At 66.1% G+C, this 17117-nt stretch carries 12 protein-coding genes and 3 pseudogenes; 12 read left to right on the top strand and 3 right to left on the bottom strand.

The annotated features are described in order from the left end of the window. Positions 1-28 precede the first annotated feature (28 nt). The 3 genes and pseudogenes from R5O87_RS16145 (at position 29) to R5O87_RS16135 (ending at position 3574) form a co-directional block, all read left to right on the top strand. Positions 29-1160: pseudogene (locus tag R5O87_RS16145) on the top strand (S-(hydroxymethyl)mycothiol dehydrogenase). Next, a complete protein-coding gene (locus tag R5O87_RS16140; RefSeq protein WP_462836319.1) occupies positions 1157-1777 on the top strand; it encodes an MBL fold metallo-hydrolase in 621 nt (206 codons plus the stop codon). Before R5O87_RS16145 ends, R5O87_RS16140 begins: the two are co-directional and overlap by 4 nt. A gap of 326 nt (positions 1778-2103) precedes the next feature. Further along, positions 2104-3574: pseudogene (locus R5O87_RS16135) on the top strand (MFS transporter). A gap of 113 nt (positions 3575-3687) precedes the next feature. On the opposite strand, the gene R5O87_RS16130 reads toward R5O87_RS16135, so the two are convergent. After that, on the bottom strand, positions 3688-4368 hold the full coding sequence (locus R5O87_RS16130) for a GntR family transcriptional regulator (RefSeq protein ID WP_410558505.1): 681 nt from the start codon (positions 4366-4368) through the stop codon (positions 3688-3690). Between the two features lie 113 nt (positions 4369-4481). On the opposite strand from R5O87_RS16130, the gene purU reads away from it, so the two are divergent. The 8 genes and pseudogenes from purU to R5O87_RS16090 form a co-directional block, all read left to right on the top strand. After that, positions 4482-5396, top strand: coding sequence for a formyltetrahydrofolate deformylase (gene purU / locus R5O87_RS16125; protein WP_410558502.1), 915 nt, complete (start codon positions 4482-4484; stop codon positions 5394-5396). 35 nt (positions 5397-5431) lie between these two features. Further along, positions 5432-7924, top strand: coding sequence for a GcvT family protein (locus tag R5O87_RS16120; protein ID WP_410558499.1), 2493 nt, complete (start codon positions 5432-5434; stop codon positions 7922-7924). 112 nt (positions 7925-8036) lie between these two features. Beyond that, positions 8037-8663 (top strand): cyclodeaminase/cyclohydrolase family protein, encoded by a 627-nt coding sequence (locus R5O87_RS16115; protein ID WP_410558498.1) that lies wholly within the window; start codon positions 8037-8039, stop codon positions 8661-8663. Further along, entirely contained in the window at positions 8660-9538 is an 879-nt protein-coding gene (locus tag R5O87_RS16110; RefSeq protein ID WP_410558497.1) for a bifunctional 5,10-methylenetetrahydrofolate dehydrogenase/5,10-methenyltetrahydrofolate cyclohydrolase, read from the top strand. Before R5O87_RS16115 ends, R5O87_RS16110 begins: the two co-directional genes overlap by 4 nt. Positions 9539-9549: 11 nt before the next feature. Continuing rightward, positions 9550-9783 (top strand): hypothetical protein, encoded by a 234-nt coding sequence (locus tag R5O87_RS16105; protein ID WP_410558496.1) that lies wholly within the window; start codon positions 9550-9552, stop codon positions 9781-9783. Between the two features lie 31 nt (positions 9784-9814). Then, positions 9815-12181, top strand: coding sequence for an FdhF/YdeP family oxidoreductase (locus R5O87_RS16100; protein ID WP_410558495.1), 2367 nt, complete (start codon positions 9815-9817; stop codon positions 12179-12181). A 159-nt stretch (positions 12182-12340) separates the two neighbouring features. Then, a complete protein-coding gene (locus R5O87_RS16095; RefSeq protein WP_410558494.1) occupies positions 12341-13615 on the top strand; it encodes a molybdopterin molybdotransferase MoeA in 1275 nt (424 codons plus the stop codon). A gap of 158 nt (positions 13616-13773) precedes the next feature. Next, a pseudogene (locus R5O87_RS16090) lies at positions 13774-13938 on the top strand (IclR family transcriptional regulator domain-containing protein); the annotation flags it as partial. Positions 13939-13972: 34 nt separating this feature from the next. Here R5O87_RS16090 and R5O87_RS16085 read toward each other — a convergent pair. Then, a complete protein-coding gene (locus R5O87_RS16085) occupies positions 13973-15196 on the bottom strand; it encodes an aromatic ring-hydroxylating oxygenase subunit alpha (protein ID WP_410555559.1) in 1224 nt (407 codons plus the stop codon). A gap of 51 nt (positions 15197-15247) precedes the next feature. Further along, positions 15248-16489 carry an NAD(P)/FAD-dependent oxidoreductase gene (locus R5O87_RS16080; protein ID WP_410555558.1) on the bottom strand — a complete coding sequence of 414 codons (1242 nt, stop codon included), beginning with the start codon at positions 16487-16489 and terminating at the stop codon, positions 15248-15250. A gap of 248 nt (positions 16490-16737) precedes the next feature. On the opposite strand from R5O87_RS16080, the gene R5O87_RS16075 reads away from it, so the two are divergent. Then, positions 16738-17088: a bifunctional 3-phenylpropionate/cinnamic acid dioxygenase ferredoxin subunit gene (locus tag R5O87_RS16075; RefSeq protein ID WP_387098704.1), complete on the top strand. Its 351-nt coding sequence runs from the start codon at positions 16738-16740 to the stop codon at positions 17086-17088. The last annotated feature ends 29 nt before the right edge of the window (positions 17089-17117 follow it).

Here is a 17117-nt window from a genome sequence, read left to right as displayed (position 1 = left end):
GCAGAAAACCCGAAAGGAACGCGATCTTATGGTTCATAAAGTGAAGGCAGTTGTTGTCAGGGCGAAGGATGCTCCGGTGTCGGTGGAGACGATTTTGGTGCCGGATCCGGGTCCGGGGGAGGCTTTGGTTGATGTTCTGACGTGCGGGGTGTGCCATACGGATTTGCATTACAAGCTGGGTGGCATTGGTGATGAGTTCCCGTATCTGTTGGGTCATGAGGCCACCGGTGTGGTGTCTGCGGTGGGTGAGGGTGTCACGGAGGTTGCCCCGGGTGATCGGGTGATTCTGAACTGGCGTGCGGTGTGCGGGCAGTGCCGGGCGTGTGCGAAGGGCCAGCCGCAGTACTGTTTCAACACGGCCAACGCGACGCAGAAGATGACGTTGGAGGACGGCACGGTGTTGTCGCCGGCGCTGGGGATCGGGGCGTTCGCGGAGAAGACCCTGGTCGCCGCGGGCCAGTGCACCAGGGTTGATGAGGATGCCGATCCGGCGGCGGTGGGTTTGCTGGGCTGTGGTGTGATGGCCGGGATCGGGGCGGCGATCAACACCGGTGAGGTCCGGCGTGGCGAGTCGGTGGCCGTGATCGGCTGCGGCGGGGTCGGGATCGCGGCGATCGCGGGCGCGAAGCTGGCCGGGGCGACGACGATCATCGCCGTGGACATTGACGAGAACAAGATCCAGATGGCCAAGTCGCTGGGCGCCACGCACGGGTGAACTCCGCACCTCCGACCCGGTGGAGGCGATCCGGGAACTCACCGGCGGGAACGGCGCGGACGTGGTGATCGAGGCCGTCGGACGCCCGGAAACCTACAAGCAGGCCTTCTACGCCCGTGACCTCGCCGGCCGCGTGGTGCTGGTGGGTGTCCCTACCCCGGAGATGGTCCTGGAGCTGCCGTTGCTGGACGTGTTTGGCCGGGGCGGGTCGCTGAAGTCCTCCTGGTACGGGGACTGCCTGCCCTCCCGCGACTTCCCGATGCTGGTCTCGCACTACAAGGCCGGGAACCTGGACCTGGACGCGTTCGTGTCCGAACGGATCACCATCGACCAGGTCGAGGAAGCCTTCGACAAGATGCACGAAGGCAAGGTCCTGCGCTCCGTCGTGGAGATCCAGCCCGCCACCGCCACCCGGCCCGCACCAGCCCAGGGGGCATCCGCATGAGCGTCACGATCGAAAACCTCGTCACCTCCGGCACGTTCTCGCTGGACGGCGGGACCTGGGATGTGGACAACAACGTCTGGATCGTCGGCAACGATGAGGAGTGCGTGGTCATTGATTCCCCGCACGACGCGGCCGCGATCATCAACGCAGTCCGGGGCCGGAAGGTCCTGGCGATCCTGCTCACGCACGCGCACAACGACCACATCGGCGCCGCCCGCGAACTCGCCGACACCGTCGGCGCCCCGATCCACCTGAACCCCGAGGACCAGGTCCTCTGGGAACAGGTCTACCCCGGCACCACCCCCGACCGGGACATCACGGACGGGGACGAGTTCCACGTCGCCGGGGCGATGCTGAAGGCGATCCACACCCCGGGCCACTCACCCGGCTCCACCTGCTTCCACCTCGCAACCGAGGGGACCGTGTTCACCGGCGACACCCTGTTCAACGGCGGACCCGGAGCCACCGGGCGGTCCTACAGCGACTACCCCACCATCCTGACCTCCATCCGCGAACGCCTCCTCACCCTCCCCGCGGACACCATCGTCAGGACCGGACACGGCGAGAACACCACCATCACCGCCGAACGCGAAACACTCGCCAAAGTCACCCAGTAAGGGGTAGCCGGGTAAAACCCGGCACGCAGCGAACGGCCCCCGCCAGGCAGTGATGGGGGCCGTTCGCTGCGCCATTTAAGCGGCCGCACTCCCCATGTCATGTTTTTGACAATGGACTGTGACCTGACGCACGCTGTTGCATAAACCGAATCCTGTTGATTAGTACGGAACACGAGAGGATCCCCCGCGCGGTCCCACGTAGCAAGTCATAATCCCGGACGGCGCCTCCCTGGCCGCGGAGTCCGAGTACCCGCCGAACCTGTCCGCGGGGTGAAGCGCAGCCCGCTGCCTGCAAGCCCCCGCCAACACTCAGTAAGGAAACCTTCATGACAGTCAAAGGTGATGTCACAACCGATCAGAGCAGTCAAGACAGACCGTACTCCCGCCGGCTCACGGTGTCCGACGTCAATGTCGTGGACCAGCGGATGCTTAAGAAGGCCCTCGGCGGAACCATCGTGGGCAACACCATGGAGTGGTACGACGTCGGCGTGTTCGGCTACCTGATCACCACCATGGGGCCGGTGTTCCTGCCCGAAGCGGACAGGACAGTCCAGACCCTGTTCCTGCTCGGCACCTTTGCGGCGACGTTCATTGCCCGTCCGATCGGCGGCGTCGTCTTCGGCTGGCTTGGCGACAAGGTGGGGCGGCAGAAGGTGCTCGCCGCGACCCTCATGCTGATGGCGGCCAGCACATTTGCCGTCGGCCTCCTGCCCGGCTACGCGCAGATAGGCGTCTGGGCGGCCGCGCTGCTGGTCCTCCTGAAGCTCGTGCAGGGCTTCTCCACCGGCGGCGAGTACGCCGGTGCCACCACGTTCGTTTGTGAATATGCCCCCGACAAGCGCCGCGGCTTCTTCGCCAGCTTCCTGGACATGGGTTCCTACATCGGCTTTGCCCTGGGCGCCGCCACCGTCTCGGTCCTGCAGGTCACCCTCAGCGAGGCCGCCATGGAGGACTGGGGCTGGAGGCTGCCCTTCCTGGTGGCGGGGCCGCTGGGCCTGATCGCCATCTACTTCCGCAACAAGATCGAGGAATCCCCCCAGTTCCAGGCGGCCCTTGACGCAAAGACGGGGGCGCAGGAGGCAGGGGCACAGAAGGCAACCTTGGCCGGCAACAAGGCTGCCGGCGGCCCGGCAGGCCTTCTGAAAAGCCACTGGCGCCAGATCGTGCTGGCCATGATCCTCGCCGGGGCCGCCAACACCGTCGGCTACGCCCTGACGTCATACATGCCCACCTACCTGACCGAGTCCAAGGGCTACGACCCCGTCCAGGGCACGCTGCTGACCATCCCGGTCCTCGTGGTGATGTCGCTGTGCATCCCGCTGACCGGCAAGCTCTCGGACCGCATCGGAAGGCGTCCGGTTCTGTGGATCGGGGCCGGAAGCACCATCCTGTTTGCCGTCCCCGCCTTCATGCTGATCGGCATCGGAAGCGTCTGGTCCACTCTGGCAGGCCTGTCCCTGGTGGCCCTTCCCGGTGACGTTCTACGTGGCCAACCTCGCCTCCGCGCTTCCGGCGCTGTTCCCCACGTCATGCCGCTACAGCAGCATGGGCATCGCCTATAACTTCTCCGTGGCGATTTTCGGCGGGACAACGCCCTTCCTGGTCCAGGGCCTGATCGAGGCCACCCGGGACGACATGGCGCCCGCGTATTACCTGATGGCGACGTCGGTCATCGGCGCGATCGCCATCTATTTCCTGCGGGAGTCCGCCGGCCGCCCGCTGCCGGGCTCCATGCCGAGCGTGGACACCGAAGCGGAGGCGCACGAAATCATCGCCGCCCAGGACGCGTGGCGGTAGCCGCACCCCCCAACACGGATGTGTCCCCGTCGCAGGAGCGACGGGGACACATTTTTAGCGATAACGACGGCGGGGCAACGTCCCGCCGTCGTCAGCGCTGCGCACCAAAACAGCTATGCAGCAAACAGGGCCGTCCGCACGGCCTTCTCAAAGCCGTCCACGTGTTCGCGGGCCAGCTCGGCTGCCCGGGCCTCATCGCCCGCGATTACCGCTTCCAGCAGGTTGACGTGCTCGTGCACGTGCCGGGAAAGGTTGGGCAGCCGGTCCAGCACCATGCACCAGATGCGGGTTGCCAGGTTGTCGTAGCGGATCAGCGCGTCCTCCAGGTGCGGGTTTGCCGCTGCGGCGTAGATGCCCTGGTGCACCCGGGCGTCCAGGCGCAGGGTCTCCACCACAGACGCGCTCTCCACGTCGAAGGCCTCCACTTCCTCCACGATGAGACGCAGGCGGTCACGGGCCGCCGCGGTGGCTACCCGTGCAGCGCGGGAGGCCGCGAGGGGCTCCAGTTGGGCGCGGATCTCCGAGATGAATGCGAGGTCCGTAACCTCCACGCGCGTCGCGAACGTGCCGCGCCGCGGGTAGGTCACCACGAGCCGGTCCACCTCAAGCCGCTTCAGGGCCTCCCTGACCGGAGTGCGCCCCACGCCGAGCTCCTTGGCAATCCCCTCGTCATAAAGCGGGTCGCCGGGCCGGATTTCCAAGGTCAGCAGGCTGTCGCGAATCCGTTCATAGGCCACATCGGCCAGGGACCTCGAACCTCCGGCCTCCGTCACCGCCAAAGCTTCAAACGCCACCGTTCCGCCTCTCCGCTGGGTCACCTATTGACCTCATCCGCACACCAGTATACGCTGGCCATCACCCCTGATATATCAATAAGGTGATCAACCATATATCTAAAGGATGCGACATGACCGTTGTGGACACAGCCACAAACACCAGGCCGGCCGCGCAGCCCGAAGCCTCCCAGGAAACCAAAACCGGCAAGTTCGTGCTCACACTGTCGTGTGTCGAGCGTGCCGGGATCGTCCAGGCAGTGACCACGTTCCTTTTTGAGCGCGGTTTCAACATCGAAGAGCACCAGCAGTTCGACGACGGCCTCCGCCAGACGCTGCACCTGCGCACGGCCTTCTCCGGAGCCACGGATTACGATCTGCAGGCGCTCGAAGCAGAGTTCCGTCCCATCGCGGAACGCTTCGAGATGAAGTTCAACGTCCACGACGAGACCAAGCAGCGCGTTCTGGTCATGGTCTCCAAGTTCGGGCACTGCCTCAACGACCTTATTTTCCGCTGGCGCGGCGGCAGCCTCGGCGGAGACCTGGCCCTGGTGGTTTCCAACCACGAAACGCACCGGGCAATGGCCGAGGCCGCCGGCCTCCCCTTCGTCCACATTCCCGTGACTCCGGAAACCAAGCAGGATGCCGAGCGGCGCCTGCTCGAGCTCGTGGATGAGTACAACATCGACCTCGTGGTCCTGGCACGCTACATGCAGGTGCTCTCCGACGACCTGTGCCGGTCCCTCGAGGGCAGGGCCATCAACATCCACCACTCGTTCCTGCCGGGGTTCAAGGGCGCACGCCCCTACCACCAGGCCTACGACCGCGGCGTCAAGCTGGTGGGCGCAACCGCCCACTACGTCACCGCCGACCTGGACGAGGGCCCGATCATCGAGCAGGAAGTCATCCGCGTGGACCACAGCTACGGACCCATCACGCTCTCCACTGTCGGGCAGGACGCGGAGGCCCTGGCGTTGTCCCGCGCAGTGCGGTGGCACTGCGAGCACCGCGTGCTGATCGACCAGGCCAGCACCATCGTCTTCCGCTAAAGCAGCCCACTACTTAATTCCGCAGGAGAAACCACATGGCATCGACGCCACGTATTGTCATCATCGGCGCCGGCATCGTCGGCACCAACCTGGCCGACGAACTGGTCGCCCGGGGCTGGAACAACATCACGGTCCTGGACCAGGGGCCGTTGAACATGCCCGGGGGCTCCACCTCCCACGCCCCGGGCCTGGTCTTCCAGACCAACCCGTCCAAGACCATGGCGTCCTTCGCCAAGTACACGGTGGAGAAGCTGCTGTCCCTGACCGAGGACGGCGTGAGCTGCTTCAACCAGGTGGGCGGCCTGGAAGTGGCCACCACCGAAACCCGCCTCGCCGACCTCAAGCGCAAGCTCGGCTACGCAGCCTCCTGGGGCATCGACGGACGGATCCTCTCCTCCGCCGAATGCAAGGAGCTCTACCCGCTCCTGAACGAAGAGGACATCCTGGGCGGCCTCCACGTCCCCAGCGACGGCCTGGCCAGCGCCGCGCGCGCCGTGCAGCTGCTGATCAAGCGCACCGAGGCCGCGGGCGTGAAGTACCGCGGCAACACCACCGTGACGGGCATCGAGCAGTCCGGACGGCGGGTCACCGGCGTCGAGACGTCCGAGGGCGTCATCCCGGCCGACATCGTCATCTCCTGCGCCGGTTTCTGGGGTGCCAAGATCGGCGCCATGATCGGCATGGCGGTCCCCCTGCTTCCGCTGGCCCACCAGTACGTGAAGACGACGGCGGTCCCCGCCCTGAGCGGCCGCAATGAGCTTCCGAACGGGGCCTCCCTGCCGATCCTGCGCCACCAGGACCAGGACCTCTACTACCGCGAGCACGGCGAACGCTACGGCATCGGCTCCTACGCCCACCGCCCCATGCCCGTGGACGTCGACACGCTGGGAACCTATGCCCCCGAGTCCGTCAGCGAGCACAACATGCCCTCCCGCCTGGACTTCACCCTGGAGGACTTCCTGCCCGCGTGGGAGGCCTCCAAGCAGATCCTCCCCGGCCTGGCCGAAAGCGAAATCGAGGATGGCTTCAATGGCATCTTCTCCTTCACCCCCGACGGCGGCCCGCTCCTTGGCGAGTCCAGGGAACTGGACGGCTTCTACGTGGCCGAGGCCGTCTGGGTGACACACTCCGCCGGCGTTGCCAAGGCGATGGCCGAACTGCTGACCACGGGCAAGTCCGAAACCGACCTCGGCGAGTGCGACATCAACCGCTTCGAGGAAGTCCAGCTCACCCCCGAATACGTCAGCGAAACGTCGCAACAGAACTTCGTGGAAATCTACGACGTCCTGCACCCGCTCCAGCCCAAACTCTCCCCACGCAACCTCCGCGTGAGCCCGTTCCACGCCCGGCACAAGGAACTCGGAGCGTTCTTCCTGGAGTCCGGCGGCTGGGAACGGCCCTACTGGTTCGAAGCCAACGCCCCGCTCCTGAAGGAAATGCCCGCCGAGTGGCTGCCCCCGGCCCGGGATGCCTGGTCCAACATGTTCAGCTCCCCCATCGCCGCCGCAGAGGCATGGAAGACGCGCACCGCCGTCGCCATGTACGACATGACCCCGCTCAAGCGCCTGGAAGTGTCCGGCCCCGGCGCCCTGAAACTGCTGCAGGAGCTCACGACGGCGGACCTGGACAAGAAGCCCGGCGCGGTCACCTACACCCTCCTGCTCGACCACGCCGGCGGCGTCAGGAGCGACATCACCGTCGCGCGGCTGAGCGAGGACACCTTCCAGCTCGGCGCCAACGGCAACATCGACACCGCCTACTTCACCAGGGCAGCCCGGCACCAGACCCAAAGCGGCTCCGCTTCCGACTGGGTCCAGGTCCGCGACACCACCGGCGGCACCTGCTGCATCGGCCTCTGGGGTCCGCTGGCCCGCGACCTGGTCGGCAAGGTCAGCGACGACGACTTCACCAACGACGGCCTGAAGTACTTCCGGGCCAAGAACGTGGTCATCGGCGGCATCCCCGTCACGGCCATGCGCCTGTCCTACGTCGGCGAACTCGGCTGGGAACTCTACACCTCCGCGGACAACGGACAGCGGCTCTGGGACGCGCTCTGGCAGGCCGGCCAGCCCCTCGGCGTCATCGCAGCCGGCCGCGCGGCGTTCAGCTCCCTGCGCCTGGAAAAGGGTTACCGCTCCTGGGGCACGGACATGACCACCGAGCACGACCCATTCGAAGCCGGCCTCGGCTTCGCCGTCAAGATGGCCAAGGAGAGTTTCATCGGCAAGGCCGCCCTCGAAGGCCGGACCGAAGAAGGCTCGGCCCGCCGGCTGCGCTGCCTGACGGTCGACGACGGCCGGTCCATCGTGCTGGGCAAGGAACCCGTGTTCTACAAGGAACAGGCCGTGGGCTACGTGACCAGCGCCGCCTACGGCTACACCGTGGCCAAGCCGATCGCCTACGCCTACCTGCCGGCCACCGTTTCGGTGGGCGATTCAGTCGAAATCGAATACTTCGGACGACGCATCACGGCCACAGTTTCGGAAGAGCCGCTGTACGACCCGAAGATGACCAGGCTCCGCGGCTAAGCAGCCCGCAGGGCCCTCTGGGGGCGCGCAGCCCGGCCCATCCTCGCAACGGGGGCCGGGCTGCGTGCAGCCCCCTTTCCGCTCCAGCATCTACCAGCCCAGGAATGGACAAATGATCGGTTCAGAAACAATTAATGACTACCTTGGCAGGCTTGCCTCGCGGAAGCCGACCCCCGGTGGAGGTGCGGCCGCGGCGCTGCACGCGGCCCAGGGTGCCGCCCTCGTGGCGATGGTGGCGCGGTTCAGCACCGGCGGCAAATATGAGCAGCACGCCGAGACCACCTCCAGAATCATTGCCGCCGCGGACCAGCTCATAGGCGAGACGCTGGGGCTGGCCGACGCCGACGAAGCCGCCTTCAAGGCTGTGATCGACTCCTACAAGCTGCCCGCCGCCAGCGACACTGAGCGGACAGCGCGCGCGGCCGCCATCGACGAGGCACTGGCCCAGGCTGCCCAGCCGCCGGCCCGGCTGATCAGGCTGTCGGGCGCCGTGGTGGAGCTCGCATCCGAGCTTCTGGACATCGCCAACCCGAATGTCATCAGCGACATCGCCGCGGCAGCCGACGCGGCCAGGGCGGCCGCCAGCACGGCCCGCGTCAACATCGACATCAACGTCGTGGCCATCAAGGACGCCCAGGCACGCGCCGCACTGGCGGAGCAGACCGACGGGCTTGAAGAAAAAGTCGTTCTGGCCGCTGACTCGCTCTCACGCCAGGTACGCGAAAGGATCCTCCGATGACGGCATCCCTGCTCTCCGGAAAGCCCCTCGCCCAACTGATCCAGCAGCAGGCCACCGGCCAGGCCGCGGCACTGGCAGAGGAGGGCACCCGCCCAACCCTCGCCGTCGTGGTTGCGACGGAGGACAGCTCCACGCACTGGTACGTGCGCTCCATCGAGCGCGCCGCGGAGACCGCCGGCATCGGCTGCAGGATTATCGACGTCGGCCATGACGCCACCGAACAGGTGCTCGTCGCCGTGCTGAAGGACCTCAGTGCGGATCCCGCAGTCCACGGCATCATCCTGCAGACTCCGCTGCCGGCCGGCGTCAAAACCCAGGAGCTGGTCAGGTACATCGCCCCGGAGAAGGACATCGACGGCGCCAACCCGCTGAGCCTCGGGCTCCTCGCGGTCGGGGAACGGGCCTTCGCCCCGGCCACGGCACGGGCCGTGGTGGAGATCCTGGACCACTTCGACATTCCGGTGGCCGGACGCAGCGTGGTGGTGGTGGGCCGTTCCACAGTGGTCGGCAAGCCGCTGTCCCTGCTGCTGCTGCAGAAGGACGCCACCACCACGGTCTGCCACTCGAAGTCCGGCCCGCTCGGGAAATACACCAAGTCGGCCGACGTCGTGGTGGTCGCCGCGGGCCGCACCGGGCTGCTCACCGGCACGGACGTTTCGAACCATTCAGTGGTCATCGATGTGGGAACCAACGTGCTCGCCGACGGCTCGCTCGCGGGCGACGTCGACGAAGCCAGCGTCCGTCCGGTCGCTGGCGCGCTGACGCCGGTCCCCGGCGGCGTGGGCTCGGTAACCACCGCGCTGCTGCTCCTCCACACCGCCGAAGCTGCCCGCGACCAGCTCCACGCAGCCCCGGCGCCTGCCCTCGCGCGGTAACCAGGACACTGATGGCACGCAGCACCGCGCCTCAGCCCGCCGGCACGAAGGTCGTGTCCGACTGGAATTCGCTCCAGCACGGTGATTTCGTCACCGTGCTGGAGCAGCACACGGTCCCCTACAGCGGCTGGATCGACGATCTGACCGAGGACGGCCGGATCATCTGGCTGGTTCGCGCCTTCGGCGGCGGCCGCCGCATGTTCTTCCGCGAGAACGGCGACATCGTCACCGTCGAAAGTCCCTAGGCAACGCACAAAGATCTGAAGGAAAAAGCCCATGGCCTCCAAAGCCCCCCGCCACAACATCGACGAGTCAAAGCTGACCGTCAGCAAACCCAAAACCAAGGCGGTTGGCATTCCTGCGGTGGCCAACGCCCTGAAGATTTCGCTCGAGCAGATGGGTCCGCTGCGCAGCGTCCAGACGCTGATGGCCGTCAACCAGATCGACGGCTTCGACTGCATGGGCTGCGCCTGGCCGGAACATGAGAAGCGCAATGCCGCCGAGTTCTGCGAGAACGGCGCAAAGGCGGTGGCCGAGGAGGCTACCCGCCGCCGCGTCAGCCCGGAGTTTTTCGCCAGGCATTCCGTCGCCGAGCTCAAGACCCGTGACGACTTCTGGCTGGGGCAGCAGGGAAGACTGACCCACCCGATGGTCCTGGACGAGGGCGCAACCCACTACAGGCCCATCGACTGGGACGATGCCCTGGACCTGATCGCCCAGGAACTCCGGGACATGGACGATCCGGACCAGAGCGTCTTCTACACATCCGGCAGGACCTCCAACGAAGCGGCGTTCGTGTACCAGCTACTGGTCCGCGGCGTGGGCACGAACAACCTTCCGGACTGCTCGAACATGTGCCACGAGTCATCCGGGTCCGCACTGGTGGAGACCATTGGCATCGGCAAGGGATCCGTCAGCCTCAAGGACCTGGAAACGGCGTCCCTCATCTTCGTGGCGGGCCAGAACCCGGGCACGAACCACCCACGCATGCTCAGCGCGCTGGAAAAGGCCAAGAAAAACGGCGCCGCCATCGTGTCAGTCAACCCGCTCCCCGAGGCAGGGCTCCTGCACTTCGAGAACCCGCAGACCATCTCGGGAACGCTGGTGGGCACGCAGCTGACGGACGACTTCCTGCAGATCAGGGCCGGTGGTGACCAGGCACTGTTCCAGGGCCTCGGGAAATACCTGCTGGACGCGGAACGGGCAGGCAGGAACACCCCGGGCCTGTCCACCGTCCTTGACCACGACTTCATCAGGAACCACACCACGGGCGTGGAGTCCTACCTGGCGCAACTGGAACAGGTGCAGTGGGACGACATCGTCGAGGCGACCGGCCTGACCCGGGACCAGATCAACGCCACCGGTGAGCGCCTTCTGGCCTCGGGCTCCACGATCGTCTGCTGGGCGATGGGCCTGACCCAGCACAAGCACTCGGTACCCACCCTTCGCGACGTGGTCAATGTCCTGCTGCTGCAGGGCAATATTGGCAAGCCCGGGGCCGGAGTCTGCCCGGTCCGCGGGCACTCCAACGTCCAGGGCGACCGGACCATGGGCATCTTCGAACGGATGCCCGAGGGCTTCCACGACCGGCTGGACCAGGAATTCCAGTTCCGTTCTCCCCGGGCGCACGGCTACGACACCGTCGCCGCAATCCGCGCGATGCGTGACGGCAACGTCAGGCTGTTCGTGGGCATGGGCGGGAACTTCGTGCGGGCAGCCCCGGACTCGGATGCCACCGAGAAGGCCCTCGCCAACACCCGGCTGACCGTGCAGATCTCGACGAAACTGAACCATTCCCACCTCTCGACGGGAAAGCGTGCCCTGATTCTTCCCACGCTGGGCCGCACCGAACGCGATACCCAGCGTTCCGGTGACCAGAGGGTCACCGTGGAGGATTCCATGAGCGCCGTCCATGCATCCCGCGGCCGGCTCAAGCCTGCCAGCGATCACCTGATGTCCGAGGTGGCCATCGTCTGCAACCTCGCGCACAAGGTGTTCACCGACGCGGACGGCCAGCCCCGCCCCAACACGCCGGTGGCCGACTGGCCCGCGCTCCGGGATGACTACTCCCTGATCAGGAGGCACATCGAGGCCGTCATCGACGGCTTCGAGAATTTCGAGGAGAGAATCCAGCACCCCGGCGGTTTCGTGCTGCCGCACCCGCCGCGGGACAACAGGGAATTCAAGACGACGTCCGGCAAGGCACACTTCACGTCGAACGCCCTGGAGTACCTCCGGGTCCCGTCCGGCCGGCTGATCCTGCAGACCTTGCGTTCTCACGACCAGTACAACACCACCATTTACGGCAAGGACGACCGCTACCGCGGAATCCACGGGGGCAGGCGCGTGGTGCTGGTCAACGCGGCGGACATTGCCGAGCTGGGTTATGCCGACGGAGACCTGGTGGACCTGGTTTCGGAGTTCCGCGGCACCGAACGCCGTGCCGGGAACTTCCGCATCGTCAGCTATTCGACGCCGAAGGGGTGCGCCGCCGCCTACTATCCGGAGACCAACGTGCTGGTGCCGCTGGACTCCGTGGCCGACACAAGCGGAACCCCGACGTCCAAGTCCGTCGTCGTGCGGCTGGAACCGGCTGGGGTCACGGCCGGGGAAAATCAGGCGCTTGCGCCCCTTCCGCACTGATATATCTTTACGCTATATTTGGAATATCAGGGCGGGCATAGAGCGGTTTCGTTTCCCGTAAACGGTGTTTCGGAGGCCTGAAAATACCTGGGGAGGTAAGCGCCGGAGCACCGCTTTCGGGAAACGAAACCAGCCAACTATCCAACGAGGGAACAACCCGTGACAGCTCCAGCCCTTCGAACCGCCGGGAGCCCGGGCGCGGCCGGCGGCTCTTCCGCCCACGATGAGCACACCTGGGCGGAAGCCCGCCGCCTGGCCTTTGATTGCGCCAGCCCCCTCCGAGCGGAACATGTCCCGCTCGGGGAAGCGAACGGCAGAACCTTGGCGAGCGACGTCGTCGCACTTCAGGAGATGCCCCACTACGTCTCGTCCGCCATGGACGGCTGGACAGTCAGCGGTGACGGCCCCTGGGCGCTGACGGAACCGGGGACTCCGCTCCGCAGCGGAGAGGCCAGTCCCGTGGTCACCGGCGGCGTCATCCCGCCGGGCGCCCGGGCGGTGCTCCGCGTTGAGAGCGGACGCGTTGCAGCGGATGCAGACGGCCGGGCCATATTGCTGCTGGGCGAGGCGGCTTCCCCGGACGAACCCCGCCCGGGCCAGCACATCCGAAAGTCGGGCGAGGAAGCAGTAGCCGGCGAAATCCTGATCCCTGCCGGGACAACCCTGAACCCTGCGCATATCGCACTGGCCGCCATCGCCGGGTTCGACCAGCTGACGGTCCGCGGCAAGCCACTGGTGAAAATGCTGGTTACCGGCTCGGAGGTGGTTACGGCCAGGGTCCCGGTACCGGGACAGGTCCGGGACGCCTTCGGTCCCCAGCTCAGCACCGTCATCCAGATGCTTGGCGGTGTTCCGGGACCGCTGGTCCGGATCGGGGACTCCTACGAGGAATGGCTCACGGCCTTGGGCTCCTCCGAGGCGCCGATGGGGCAATGGCCCGACGTCATTGTGACCACCGGCGGTACGGGACGCTCGGGCGCAGACCATTTCCGGGAAGCCGTGGCGGCGCTCGGCGGTCGCCTCCTCATCGACGGCATCGCCATGCGGCCGGGCCATCCGGCGGCCTTGGGCAAACTGCCCAACGGCCGGTTCGTCGTCGGGCTTCCCGGCAATCCGCTCGCCGCACTCATGGCCCTCTTCACCGTTGGCGGCCCTCTGCTGGCCGCGCTCGGCCACCAGCCGCTGCCCGGGATCAGCCGGGTGCCGTGCGGCACAACCATCGACGCCCACCGGGCATCCACCCGGCTCATGCCGTTCGGCTGGGTCAAGGATTTGGCGGCTCCCGTCCACTACACGGGGCCCGGAATGATGCGCGGACTGGCCAGCGCCGACGGCGTCATGGCCGTCCCGCCACGCGGCGTTCAGCTGGGCGAGCCGGTTCCGGCATTTGCGCTCCCCTGGCGCCCGGAGCTGCGGCCGCCGTTGGTTAAATGACGCCGGGTTGTGCGCCGCAGTCTAGGATCGAACGTGTGAAGTAAGCGTGATGGTGCAGTGCCTGACCGCTGGTCACGGCGACAACACGGGAGCACCACTGATGGCTGCAAGAGACGAAGCAGGAACCGGCAGGGATCCGGACGCGCAGGGCGGAGGCGTCCATCGCGGTGCCCGTGTACAACCACTTCGGGACGGTCATCGGGTCCGTCAGCATCTCCGGCCCCGCCTTCCGCTTCGATCCCGAAAACACGCCCGGCCTGATCCAGGGCCTCCAGGAGGCCGGCCTGGCCATCAGCGCAAAGATGGGCTACACGCACAGATGACCCCGGACCTGGGTCCGGGGTCATCACAGCGGTTTTAGGTGGTGGGGGTGGTTTCTTTGCGCTGGAGGGTTTCGGCGCGCTGCTCCAGTGGCGGGGTGTCGGCGGTGAGGCCGAGCAGGGCTTCGCCGGAGAGCGGGACGTCGCCGACCTTTTCCTGGACCCAGTCGTGGAACGCGCCGATGTGGTGCTCGGACGGGACCAGCACCCCGCCCTTGGCGTAGGACTTGGAGGCCATGCCCGGCTGGCAGCGTTCGCAGGCGTCGAAGTCCTGCATGTTCACCCGGTGGAACAGCTCAACAGAGGCGCTGACGTCCTTGCCGGACTCCACCACGGAGGGCAGGTACAGCCAGTCGCATTCAACGATCGTGTGGTCCGCGGACATCGGGAACATCCGGTGGATGATCACGTGGTCCGGGACCAGGTTCACGAACACGGTCGGCTTGATCGTGATCGCGTAGTACCGGCGGTCCTGGTCCTCGGCCACACCCGGGATCACGTCCAGGCCCTCGGACCCGTCCACGGTAAAGCCCTTGATGTCCTCACCGAACTCCGCCCCGTGGCCCACAAAGTACTGGGCGGCCAGGCCGTCAGCGAACTCCGGCAGGACCTCGGTCAGTTCCGGGTGGATCGTGGCGCAGTGGTAGCACTCCATGAAGTTCTCAATGATCAGCTTCCAGTTCGCCTTCACGTCATACCGGATCCGGCGGCCCACGGACAGGTTCGCGACGTCGTACCCGTCGATGGCGTGCACGTTGCCCAGGCGTTCCTCGATCGCGCCCATCACTTCTTCCTCGAAGGACGGCGGTTCCTCGGCCAGGCAGACCCACACATAACCCAGGTACTCACGGATGTGGACCTTGGACAGGCCGTACTCGTCCCGGTCGATGTCCGGCATCTTGGTCAGGTTCGGGGCCGCGATCAGCTTGCCCTCGAAGTCATACGTCCAGGCGTGGTACGGGCACTGGAAATTCCGGGCCGCTTCACCCTTTTCCTCCATGCACAGCTTCACCCCGCGGTGCCGGCACACGTTGTAGAAGGCCCGGATCTCGCCCTTGCGGGTCCGCGAGATCAACACGCTTTCCCGGCCGATCTGCACCGTCTGCCACGCCCCCGGCTTGTCCAGATCCGAGGACCGGATCGCGCAGAACCACATCTGCTCGAAAATACGCTCCTGCTCCGCCCGGAAAATCACCGGATCCGTGTACAGATGACCGCCCAACGTCGGGATCAGGCTCGGCGTGGATACCTCAACAGACAATTTGCTCTCCAATCAAAAACACAAACAACTAAAAATGCAGAAGGGTGGGGGCTAAAGCCCCGCGGTTGCACCGGCCAGGGCGGGTTCGTCCGCCGGCGCCAGGACTGTGGGTACGACGGCGGCTGCCGGCTTGGGCGTCGCCGTCAGCAGGGTTCTCCGCCACTTGGTGAACAGCCGCGGCTGGTTCATGCCCAAAACGGCGACGGGAACGTCTTCGCGGTAGTACACGGCCAGCAGGCTGTGCTCGGCAGTGTCCCCCGCTTCGACGTCGAGTCGGTCGTAGCCTGCGGAGTGGCCGGCGAACTGGATCTTCACCCCGTGCTGGTCCGACCAGAAATACGGCGGCTTCAACGGCTGCGCCTCGGCGTCACTGTCCAGCAGGGCCTGGACAGCCAGCGCCGCCCGCTCCAGGGCACCGGTCCAGTGTTCCACCCGGCGGTGCCGGTCAACAGCAGCGTCGAACCAGGCAGCACAGTCCCCCACCGCAACAATGCCCGGAACACTGGTGCGCCCCATCGCATCACACAACACCCCGCCGTCGACCTCCACGCCCGACCCGGCAAGCCACTCAACATTCGGCTCCGCACCGATCCCCACCACCACCACGTCAGCGGCAACATAGGTACCGTCGGCGAGCCGGAGGCCGGTCACGTTTCCTTCGCCAGCATAGAAGTCCTCAATGACGGCCGACGAGATGAGACGGACGCCCTTGGCGGTGTGCAGGCCGCCCACCACCGAGCCCAGCTCCATGCCCAGCTGGGCCGCAAAGGGAACCGGTTTGGTGTCGACCAGGGTGACGTCCATCCCGCGTGACGCGGCGGAGGAGGCAACCTCGGCACCGACGAAACCGGCCCCAATGACGGCCATTTTGCTGCCCGGCACCAGTTCCGGCGCCAGGCTTAGCGCGTCGTCGAGGGTGCGCAGGGAGAAGACGTTACTCAGGCCTGCGAGGGCCGGCAGCTGACGGGCCCGTGCACCGGTGGCGATGACGATGCCGTCGGCCTGGACAACCTGGCCGTTGGCAAGGCCGATGATTTTCGACTCAGCGTCCAGGGACACGGCACGTGTCCCCAGCAGCCATTCGGCATCGAGGTCGTCAGTTTCGGTTTCCAGGGACAGGTCCTCGGCCGTAATGGATCCGAGCAGGAAGTCCTTGGAGAGCGGCGGCCTGTCATACGGACGGTGCTCTTCATCGCCGATGATGACGAGGCGTCCGGTGAAGCCCTGGGCGCGGGCTGCCCTCGCGGCGGAAAGACCGGCCAGCGAGGCTCCCACGATCGCAAGCGTCTGCATTTCTTCACCCTCTTTCTATTGCTTTTAGCGCAACAACAATCGCTATATGCAACAGCGTGATCCAAGCCACGGTAACTGTCAAGGGGTTGGCGACTCATTAAAGGGCGGCCGCGTAATCGGACCCCCTACCCCTTGACAAAACACTGTGATCGAAAGCACGCTGTTGCATATTACGACAGCTGTTGAACTATACGGAACAAACCGCCAGCTTCATCCCTATACCTTCCCAACAAGAAAAGAGGCCCCCCATGCACAAGGCATGCCCGCTCAGCGAACTGGCACCAGGGGAAGCCCTGCGCCTGAACACCGCGCCGCCCATCGCCGTCTTCCACACCGAGGAAGGCGAGCTCTTCGCCATCGACGACACCTGCACCCACCAGGACGCCTCGCTGACCGACGGCTGGGTGGAAGGCTGTGAGGTCGAGTGCCCGCTGCACGCCTCCAAATTCAACCTCCGGACCGGGCAGGTTGATGCACCGCCGGCCAAACTTCCCGTCCGCACCCACGAAGTCACTGTTGTCGATGGCGACATCATGGTCATCGAGTCTGAAGAGGAGCCCAACCTTCCCCCCGGGCTCACCGTGAACGGCCACGTCTAAGCCGCCCTGCCACTGCATCGCTGCTGCTG

Origin of the sequence: Arthrobacter globiformis (assembly GCF_046536215.2) — a bacterium.
In the GTDB taxonomy this organism is placed as follows: Bacteria; Actinomycetota; Actinomycetes; order Actinomycetales; family Micrococcaceae; genus Arthrobacter; species Arthrobacter globiformis_E.
The sequence above is the reverse complement of the archived record's forward strand: the minus strand, read 5'-3'. Positions and strand labels throughout refer to the sequence as shown.